This window comes from Galbibacter sp., from assembly GCF_035306585.1.
Lineage (GTDB): Bacteria > Bacteroidota > Bacteroidia > Flavobacteriales > Flavobacteriaceae > Galbibacter.
The window spans coordinates 1-10,208 of record NZ_DATGNU010000108.1 but is presented as its reverse complement, the minus strand read 5'-3'; the positions used below and the strand labels follow the sequence as shown (position 1 = coordinate 10,208).

Annotated in this window: 7 protein-coding genes; 5 read left to right on the top strand and 2 right to left on the bottom strand. The window is 37.0% G+C overall.

The window, feature by feature from the left end:
- Positions 1-257: 257 nt before the first annotated feature.
- The gene (locus VKY50_RS10195; protein ID WP_324301487.1) at positions 258-728 is read left to right on the top strand and encodes an Lrp/AsnC family transcriptional regulator; all 471 of its coding nucleotides are present in this window, start codon (positions 258-260) and stop codon (positions 726-728) included.
- Position 729: 1 nt separating this feature from the next.
- Here the strand turns inward: VKY50_RS10195 and VKY50_RS10190 are convergent, their stop codons facing one another.
- Both VKY50_RS10190 and tsaD read right to left on the bottom strand, forming a co-directional pair.
- Positions 730-1,449: a 16S rRNA (uracil(1498)-N(3))-methyltransferase gene (locus tag VKY50_RS10190; protein WP_324301486.1), complete on the bottom strand. Its 720-nt coding sequence runs from the start codon at positions 1,447-1,449 to the stop codon at positions 730-732.
- 51 nt (positions 1,450-1,500) lie between these two features.
- Positions 1,501-2,526, bottom strand: coding sequence for a tRNA (adenosine(37)-N6)-threonylcarbamoyltransferase complex transferase subunit TsaD (gene tsaD, locus VKY50_RS10185; protein ID WP_324301484.1), 1,026 nt, complete (start codon positions 2,524-2,526; stop codon positions 1,501-1,503).
- A gap of 142 nt (positions 2,527-2,668) precedes the next feature.
- Between tsaD and VKY50_RS10180 the strand changes: the two genes are divergently transcribed.
- The 4 genes from VKY50_RS10180 to VKY50_RS10165 all read left to right on the top strand — a co-directional run.
- Positions 2,669-7,063 (top strand): translocation/assembly module TamB domain-containing protein, encoded by a 4,395-nt coding sequence (locus VKY50_RS10180; RefSeq protein WP_324301482.1) that lies wholly within the window; start codon positions 2,669-2,671, stop codon positions 7,061-7,063.
- A 253-nt stretch (positions 7,064-7,316) separates the two neighbouring features.
- Positions 7,317-8,303, top strand: a complete 987-nt coding sequence (gene pfkA, locus VKY50_RS10175; protein WP_324301480.1) for a 6-phosphofructokinase — start codon at positions 7,317-7,319, stop codon at positions 8,301-8,303.
- Positions 8,304-8,346: 43 nt separating this feature from the next.
- Positions 8,347-9,348, top strand: coding sequence for a type I glyceraldehyde-3-phosphate dehydrogenase (gap, locus tag VKY50_RS10170; RefSeq protein ID WP_324301478.1), 1,002 nt, complete (start codon positions 8,347-8,349; stop codon positions 9,346-9,348).
- Between the two features lie 186 nt (positions 9,349-9,534).
- The coding region (locus VKY50_RS10165; RefSeq protein WP_324301476.1) for an N-acetylglucosamine kinase at positions 9,535-10,208 on the top strand (674 nt) is incomplete at its 3' end.

The following is a 10,208-nucleotide window of genomic DNA, read 5'->3' as shown; positions in this document are numbered from 1 at the left end:
GTTTTAGCAGAAAGAAAAGTATACGTAGAGGAATCTGAAATGGAAGGATTAACCCCTCCAAATTCTCCGAAATACTGTAAATCCTGAATATTATTTGCTGGTTTAAATTTCATATGATTATCCTTTTATACTATAAAAGTCTAAAATTTAAGTTTGTTTATCAATAGAGTAACATTAAAATAGATTATTTGTCTAAATAAATTTATAATTTAGTAAATTAATCTAACAACACAAGGGTTTAATATTAATTATAGAATATGAGTCAAACCATGAAACTGGACTTGATTGATAGAAGATTACTAGAGTTACTTCAGCACGATGCAAAACAGACAACTAAAGTGTTAGCGTTGAAGCTAAATTTATCTAAAACAGCGGTATACGAACGCATCAAAAAATTAGAAAAGCATGGGGTTATACAAAAATATACGGCCTTAATCGACCGTCGTAAAACAAACATGGCCTTTGTGGTTTTTTGTCATATAAGGCTCACCCAGCATATAAAGGAACAACTTTTGGGATTTGAAAAACAAGTCATTCAGCTTAAGGAAGTACTGGAATGTTATCACGTAAGTGGCGATTATGATTATTTGTTGAAAGTACATGTTCCAGATATGCAGGCCTATAGAGAGTTTATGACCTCAAAGTTGACCACCCTGAGTCACATTGGAAGCACCCAAAGCGTGTTTATGATTGAAGAGGTGAAAAACACCACGGATTTGAAACTTTAGTTTACGATTGGTTCACTATGGCAAAGGTATGACAGGCGACTAGTGCTGCCGTCTCGGTTCTTAGTCTGGAATCCCCAAGACTTACCGGTTTAAAATCATGAAATAAAGCCGTATTGATTTCAGCGGTAGAAAAGTCGCCTTCAGGACCAATGAGTATTAGAACATCTCGTTGTTTCTTTATGGCGTGTTGTAAAAGAAATTTCTGTTGGTCTACACAATGTGCGATAAATAACTGTTGATCTGAAGCCTCTTTGGAAACCTCTTGAATCATCTCCTTAAAAGTTTTCGGTGGATGGAGTAAAGGGAGGTAAGAACTTAGAGATTGTTTGGCAGCGGATTGAATGATTTTCTCATAACGTTCTAATTTGATCACTTTTCGTTCTGAATGATCACAAATTATTGGAGTAATTTCATCGATTCCTATCTCGGTCGCTTTTTCTAAAAACCATTCGAATCGATCATTCATTTTAGTGGGTGCAACGGCCATATGAAGCCGATACCCCTTAGGATTAGTAAAGGTTGAACTGAGCAGTTGTACACTACAGTGTTTGGCATCTGATGCCAAAATTGTAGCTTCAAAGAGCCATCCTTTTCCATTGGTGATATGAATGGTATCCCCAATAGTCATTCGAAGAACTTTATGTATATGTCGACTTTCTTCCTTGTCAAATTGATATTCCTTGGAAGTTTTAACTAAATCGGGTGCGTAAAACAATTGCATAGGGTTGACTTTAATGGGTTTACTAGCTCTATTGAGTCCATTCTGAATGTTTTATGATAAGGAAAATCGTGCTTTAGCAGCGACACTTTGGTCTGTGAAGGATTTATCCAAATACTTATAATAACCTACAATTCCAATCATTGCTGCATTGTCAGTGGTGTATTCAAATCTTGGTACATAGGTTGTCCAACCATATTTCTTTTCCCCTTCCTTTAAGGCTTTTCTAATACCTGAATTTGCGGAAACTCCGCCGCCTATTGCAATGTGCTTAATTCCTGTACTTTTAGATGCCTTTTTAAGTTTATCCATTAAAATGTTAATAATTGTGTGTTGAATCGAAGCGCATATATCCTGAAGGTTCTCCTGGACAAAATCTGCTTGAATTTTGGTTTGTTTCTCAACAAAGTATAGTACAGCAGTTTTTAAACCACTAAAACTAAAATTAAGATCCTTTACCTTAGGTTTTGGAAATGGAAATGCTTTTGGATCCCCCTCTTGGGCGAGCTTGTCTACTAATGGGCCTCCAGGATAGGGAAGTCCAAGTATTTTAGCAGATTTGTCGAAAGCTTCACCAACAGCATCATCAAGAGTTTCGCCAATGATTTGCATATCGAAAAAACTATTAACTTTCACAATTTGCGTATGCCCACCGCTGATGGTTAAAGCAATAAAGGGAAAAGTTGGTTTGGGTGTGTCATTCTCCTTTATAAAATGTGCTAAGATGTGTGCCTGCATGTGATTGACCTCAATAAGGGGGATGTCTAAGGCAAGAGATAACGATTTTGCGAAAGAGGTCCCTACCAGTAAAGAACCCATTAATCCAGGACCACGAGTAAAAGCTATTGCAGATAATTGTTTTTTATCGATATTTGCCTTGCTTAAAGCTTGATGAACTACGGGTACAATATTTTGTTGGTGTGCTCTGGAGGCGAGTTCGGGAACGACTCCTCCGTATTCTTGGTGAATTTTCTGATTCGCAACAACATTACTCAATACCTGGTCGTTTAGAAGGACAGCTGCGGATGTGTCATCGCATGAAGATTCTATGGCAAGTATATAAACATCTTGGGTATTCATATATATCTTTGAAATAATAAATTGGAGTAACAAAGGTAAAACATAAAAGACTATCAAAAAACTAAGGAAAATATTAATTCGGACGCTCCTTACATTGTTGCTGATACTAGTTTTGGTAAGTTTTTTTCTGTCCCTACCAGTGGTGCAAACCCAACTTGCTAAGCGTGCCACAAATTTCTTAAACCAAACCTATAGTACCAATATAAATATAGATGAAATTCACTTTATTCCTTTTTGGGGGGACGTTAGTGTAAAGGGTGTATATGTTGAGGATTATAAAAAGGACACCTTAATCTATATTGACAAACTAAATACTTCGATTATAAATGTCAGAGAATTAATTTCTGGGGATCTCGAATTTGGAGCTATTTCCGTAAATCACTTATTGTTTAATATGAAAACCTATAAGGGGGAGCAACATACCAATTTAGATGTCTTTGTAGAGAAACTTGATGAAGGGGAAGGGGATCCGGAAAATCCTTTTTTAATGACCTCTGCCCATATTAGTGTAAAGGATAGTGAGTATCGGTTAATAGATGAGAATAATGAAAACCCTGTTATATTGGGTCTAGAGAATTTAAATATAGAATCCAATGATTTTTTAATCCTGGGGCCAGATGTGAGCTTAAATATTAGAGATTTAAAATTTACCTCTAAAAAGGGCGTGGTGGTAAATCACCTCGAGAGCGCGTTTTCTTATACGAAATCTCAAATGCGTTTGGACAGTTTACGTATTGAAACCCCTGGATCAAATATTCAAGGTCAGGCCGTTTTCGATTACGAACCTGGTGATTTTCAGGATTTTTTAAATAAGGTTAAAATTAGTGGCAAGTTTAGAGAATCAACCGTGGCTCTTGATGAAATCAATTTGTATTTTGATGAATTTGGAAAGGATAAACAAGTGGAATTGTCCACAGATTTCACAGGTTATTTGAATCATTTGGAAATGGATAACCTGTACCTTACCTCTGGCAATACGTTGATCGATGGTGATTTTGTGTTTCACAATATGTTCGAACAGGATAAAGAATTTAGTATTGATGTACATGCTAGGAATGTTTCATCCAACTATCATCAGCTTATTGGCTTGTTACCTGGGATTTTAGGAAAAGCCCTTCCAAACTCCTTTGAACGCTTTGGTCAACTTTCCATCTTTGGCAATATGCGAATTACCGAAGCGTCAGTTTATGCCAAGGTGAATTTAATATCGGATATTGGAAAAGGGTATTCTGACTTGACATTAACAAACATCGATCAATCGGAAGATGCTGCCTATAAAGGGATCTTGTCCTTACAAGATTTTGATATGGGAGCCTTTTTAGAAAATGATCTCCTTGGTAAAACAGATTTAGATGTTAGTGTGGATGGTTTTGGCTTTAAACAGGAGACCCTCAATACGGAAGTCATCGGAGAATTGTATTCCATTGTTTACAATGGATATGAGTATCAGGGCATCAAGGTTTCAGGTGTTGTAAAAGATCAGCTTTTTGATGGATCCATAACATCGGTGGATAAGAATTTTGATATTAGTTTTAAGGGGTTGGCTGATTTATCGGGAGCAACGAACGAGTTTAAATTCGTGGCCTCTGTGCGTAATGTAGATTTAAACAAACTGAACTTTGTAAGTCGTGACAGCATTTCTCTGTTTAAAGGAAATATCACCGCAGATATGTCAGGAAACTCTTTATATAAATTGGCTGGAGAGATGAATTTTCGTAGGACAAGTTATACGAATCAAAATGATAGTTATTATTTTGAAGACTTCACTATTACCTCCGAATTTGTAGATCAGGAACATATCATATCCATTAATTCTCCGGATATTATCACCGGGTCCTTAAGGGGGAATTACCACATCAGAGAACTAGGTCATATTATTAAGAATTCCATCGGAAGTATCTACACCAATTATAATCCAGAACCTGTAGCTCCTGGTCAATATGTGGATTTTGACTTTAAAATTTACAATAAAATTGTCGGTGTGTTTTTCCCGCAACTTGAATTTGGAAGTAACACTTCAATTAGGGGATCTGTAGATGCAGATCAAGAGGATTTCCAATTGAATTTTAGCTCACCAAAAATTAGTGCCTCGGGCAATGAATTTGATCATATCCAAATTGAAATAGATAATAAAAATCCGCTTTATAATACCTTTATTGAGGTCAGTGATATTGAATCTAATATTTATGATGTTAGTGATTTTAGGTTGATTAATACCAAGATTGATGACACTTTATTTTTTAGAACTGAATTCAAAGGGGGGAATCAGTTCGATGACATTTACAACCTTAATTTCTATCATACTTTTAATGATAAGCAAGAATCGGTAATTGGGTTAAAACGCTCTAGACTAGGTTTTAAAGGACGTGACTGGATTATTAATGCTAATAATAATACCGATAATAAGGTAAGTTTTAGTCGTACCCTTGATACAGTGAATATTAGTCAAGTGGTGATGAATTACAAAGAGGAGCAAATTCGACTTGAAGGAATGCTTATTGATAGTACCTACAAAGATGTAGACCTTGAATTTGAAAATGTCACCCTGGATAAAATCCTTCCAGATATTGATAGTTTGAAATTAGATGGTAAAGTAGATGGGTATGTTAATATCTTGCAACGCAATAAGATATACACGCCCTCTTCCAATGTTAAGATCTCTGATTTTGCAGTTAATGATTTACCAATGGGTAATTTGTTTTTATCTATACTAGGGAATCAAGACCTTACGCATTTTGGGGTGAACGCAAAAATTGTAGAGGACTCTAAAGAAACGCTCAATATATTAGGGGATATCAATGCGGACCCAAATACCACACTTGTGGATTTGAAAGGGCACTTGGATAATCTGAACCTCGAAATACTCAGTCCATTAGGGGCGGATGTAATATCCAATATACGAGGTTATGCATCGGGAGATTTTAGAATAACCGGTGAACTTGGAAACCCTCAGATGAGTGGTATGCTCCAAATCCAGGATGGCGGATTAAATATACCCTACTTAAATGTTGATATGAATATGCCCAAGCTTGCGGATGTTCAATTAAAAGGAAGGTCTTTTGTGTTGGAAGATATCACCTTTACCGACACACGTTATAATACCAAGATGAATTTAAGTGGCTCGATCACTTATGATCATTTTAAGGATTGGTATCTGGATTTATATATGGATACCAAAGGGGAACGATTTTTGGTGTTAAATACCCAGTCTTCTCCAGATGAATTATACTATGGTACTGGTTTTATCAGCGGTACAGCACAGTTGTATGGACTCACTAGTGAGATTTTAAATATCGATGTTAACGCGCGTACTGAGAAGGGAACGAGCTTTGTGATACCGCTAAGTGATGTTACAGAAATTGGAGATACCTCTTTTATCAATTTTATAGATAAAAATGAGACGGAGGAGGAGGCAGCCAAACGAAAAGTGGCGGATGTTCAGGGGATAGAAATGCAGTTTGATTTGGATGTCACCCCACAGGCTGAAATTGAAATTGTGGTGGATCCCAAGACTAGAAGTACTTTAAAAGGAACTGGTGCTGGGAACTTGCTTATTGAAATAAATACCAATGGGAAATTTAATATGTATGGTGACTTTATCACCTATACAGGGGAGTTCTTGTTTAAGTATGGTGGATTTATCAATAAACGCTTTGTAGTACAACCTGGTGGAACGATCATTTGGGAAGGGGATCCAGTGGAGGATGCAGATATGAATATTGCGGCCAAATACTCACTCTACGCCAATCCTGGTGTTTTAATGGACAATGCTCAGATTACTAGAAAAATTGCTACTGATGTGACCATTCGACTAGAAGGCCAATTAATGCAGCCTACTTTGGATTATGAAATCACATTTCCCAATACAAATGCTGTCGTTACCTCAGAATTACAATATCATTTAGACGATAACGCAAAGCGTGAATTGCAGGCATTCTCGCTGCTCTCTCAAGGAGTTTTTCTAGATGAGTTAAGTATTAATCAAACAGCGGTTACTGGAAACCTTGTTCAAACTGCCTCAAGCTTGTTTAATCAGGTGTTAAATGCGGGAGAGGGTAAATTTGATGTGGGTGTTTCATATGAAATCGGTGAGCGAAATCCAGAATTAGATTATGTGTCTGAGGATCGACTTGGGGTGACAGTTTCCACCCAAATTAGTGAACGTGTACTAATTAACGGAAAAATAGGAGTCCCTGTGGGAGGCGTGACTGAAACCGTGGTGGCTGGTGATGTGGAAATTCAGATTCTCTTAAATGATGATGGAAGCCTTATTGCTCGGATTTTCAATAGAGAAAGTGAAATTCAACAATTTTTTGCCCAACAGCAAGGCTATACGCAGGGAGTTGGGTTATCTTATCAAGTAGAATTTGATACTTTCCGTGAACTTGTCAAAAGAATTTTACAAGGAAATACTGAGGGTTATTCCAATGGAATTGGATTCGAAGAACCCGAGGAAGAAGACCAGGTTCAACAGGAAGAAACCATGGGTAATGGTCTTGTAAATTTTCAAACCAAAAAACCAAAAAAGAAGGAGTGATCTATCGGTGATTCACTGTTTTAAAAGTATAGGTTTTATCCAAAGCTGATTATTTTTTCACACCTCAGATAATCAGGGAAAACATTGCAGAAATCCCTTATATTTGAAGATATTCTTTAAAATATAACAGTGTATTTGTTAATAATTTACTAACGAAAACGATTGATTCGTTTAATAATTGATTTTTAATGAAATCTATACAATATAATTGAAAATTCTTTGGTAGTTTTACGTACCAAAATAATACAATTTAATGTCTACAAACATCAAGAAAATAGGAGTATTGACCTCTGGTGGTGATGCACCAGGAATGAATGCAGCCATTCGAGCAGTCGCAAGGACTTGCGCGTATCACCATATCGAGTGTGTAGGTATCTATAGAGGATACCAAGGGCTCATAGAAGGGGATTTCGAAGATCTCAGTGCTAGAAGTGTTCGCAATATCATTAATAGAGGAGGGACTTTCTTAAAATCGGCTCGTTCGCAAGAATTTAAAACTAAAGAAGGCCGTGCAAAAGCTCATGCCCAATTGGTGAAGAATCAAATTGATGCATTAGTACTTATCGGAGGTGACGGAACCTTTACAGGAGGGATGCTCTTTAACGAGGAGTATAATTTTCCAGTTCTAGGAATACCTGGTACTATAGATAATGATATTGACGGGACCATGTATACCCTTGGATACGATACGGCATTAAACACCGTTGTGGACGCCATTGATAGAATTCGCGATACTGCGAGTTCGCACGACCGATTGTTTTTCATTGAGGTGATGGGAAGAGATTGCGGGCACATTGCTTTAAATGCAGGTCTTGGTGCAGGAGCGGAGGAGATCCTTATACCTGAGGCCAATCGAGGGTTAGAACAACTTTTAGAGTCTTTGGAACGCAGTAGAAAGACAGGGAAATCATCTAGTATCGTGGTTGTTGCGGAAGGTGATAAAACTGGAAAGAGCGTATTCCAACTTGCAGAATACGTCGAGGAGAATTTACCTAATTATGATATTCGAGTTTCTGTGCTTGGACATATGCAAAGAGGTGGAGCACCAACATGTTTCGACCGTGTACTAGCCAGTAGAATGGGTGTAAAAGCGGTGGAATCGCTTATGGAGGGTAAATCGAATTACATGGTAGGTATGATTAAAGATGAGATTGTGATTACCCCGATCATAGATGCGATAAAAGGAAAGTCATCTGTAGATTCGGAGCTAATGCGGGTTTGTGAAATCATGTCAACATAAAAATTATAACTAAATTTAAAAATTAATTAAAACTTAGAATAAAATGTCAACAGTTAAAATTGGAATAAATGGATTTGGACGAATAGGGAGATTGGTCTTTAGAGCAACATTAAAAAGATCTAATGTAGAAGTAGTTGCGATCAACGACTTATTGGATGTAGAGCACTTAGCTTACCTTTTGGAATACGATTCAGTTCACGGAAGATTTGATGGAACCATTGAAGTAAAGGACGGAAATCTAGTTGTAAACGGTAAAACTGTAAGAATTACAGCTGAGAGAGATCCTAAAAACTTGAAATGGGACGAGGTTGATGCCGACATCGTAGCGGAGTGTACTGGAATTTTTACCACGCTTGATACAGCACAATATCACCTAGATGCAGGTGCTAAAAAAGTAGTTATATCTGCGCCTTCTAAAGATGCTCCAATGTTTGTGATGGGAGTGAACCATAAAGACGTTAAAGCTACCGATAAGATTGTTTCTAACGCTTCTTGTACAACAAACTGTTTAGCGCCACTTGCCAAAGTATTGAATGATAATTTTGGGATCGAAGAAGCACTTATGACAACAGTTCACGCTACTACAGCTACACAATTAACAGTAGATGGACCTTCAAGAAAGGATTATAGAGGAGGGCGTAGTGCACTTTTAAATATTATACCAGCCTCCACTGGTGCTGCTAAAGCGGTAACTAAAGTTATTCCTTCTTTAGAGGGTAAACTTACAGGGATGGCTTTCAGGGTTCCAACTGCGGATGTTTCTGTAGTTGACTTAACTGTTCGTTTAGAAAAAGAGACCTCCTACGAGGAAATTAAAAAAGCGATGAAACACGCTTCTGAAAACGAGTTAAAAGGAATCTTAGGTTATACTGATGAGGCTGTTGTCTCCCAAGATTTTGTTGGAGAAACTGATACGAGTGTTTTTGATGCTGGTGCTGGAATCGAATTGAATTCTAAATTCTTTAAAGTTGTTTCGTGGTATGATAACGAAACTGGATATTCCAACAAATTGGTTGATCTAGCTGCGTATATTACTGCATTATAATTCAATTAAGTATTGCTATTGCACTGCTTTATTTGTACTAAATAATAAACTAAACTAATTTGTGTTTCACCTTTTTGGGGAGTAATTTAGGGTTTGCTAACACCTTAAATTATTCCCTGGTGATATACTACTTTCTATTTTATATTTAGATTAAGCACTTAAGCTAGCTAATAACTCAGAACAAGTATGATTTTAATCGTAGATAGTGGGGCGACTAAAGCCGATTGGATTGCTTTGGATGAACAGGGGAATAAGCTTTTTGTAACCAAGACGTTAGGATTAAGTCCTGAGGTGTTGACTAAGGAGATTATTCGAGAGCGTTTGACCAATAATTTCGAACTTTACAAGCACCGAAAAGAAGTTACTCAATTGTTTTTTTACGGTGCGGGTTGCGGAACCGAACGTATGCGTAAATTTTTAGGAGATATTTTTAAGGAGTATTTCACTAATGCGCGAATAAAAGTAAAGGAAGATACCTATGCGGCAATATATGCCACTGTAGATCCTGATCAACAAGCCATCGTTTGTATTTTAGGTACCGGATCTAACTGTAGTTATTGGGATGGTAAAGAACTTTTTCAGAAAGTGACCTCACTAGGATATATCCTAATGGATGACTGTAGTGGAAATTACTTTGGGCGTCAGCTCTTAAGGGATTACTATTATCATAAAATTCCTGAAAAATTAGCTAGTAAATTTAGTGATGAGTACGATCTGGATGAAGATAGTATTAAAAACAGTCTTTATAAGGAGCCAAATCCAAATACCTATCTGGCTACTTTTGCACGGTTTTTAATTCAAAATAAAGACGAGGAGTACAGTCAAATACTCATTAGAAAGGGAATGCAGTTGTTTATTGA

Excerpts from the sequence above, each read along its gene's own strand:
- VKY50_RS10195 (WP_324301487.1), top strand. The coding sequence starts at position 258 with ATGAGTCAAACCATGAAACTGGACTTGATTGATAGAAGATTACTAGAG.
- VKY50_RS10190 (WP_324301486.1), bottom strand. The coding sequence starts at position 1,449 with ATGCAATTGTTTTACGCACCCGATTTAGTTAAAACTTCCAAGGAATAT.
- tsaD (WP_324301484.1), bottom strand. The coding sequence starts at position 2,526 with ATGAATACCCAAGATGTTTATATACTTGCCATAGAATCTTCATGCGAT.
- pfkA (WP_324301480.1), top strand. The coding sequence starts at position 7,317 with ATGTCTACAAACATCAAGAAAATAGGAGTATTGACCTCTGGTGGTGAT.
- gap (WP_324301478.1), top strand. The coding sequence starts at position 8,347 with ATGTCAACAGTTAAAATTGGAATAAATGGATTTGGACGAATAGGGAGA.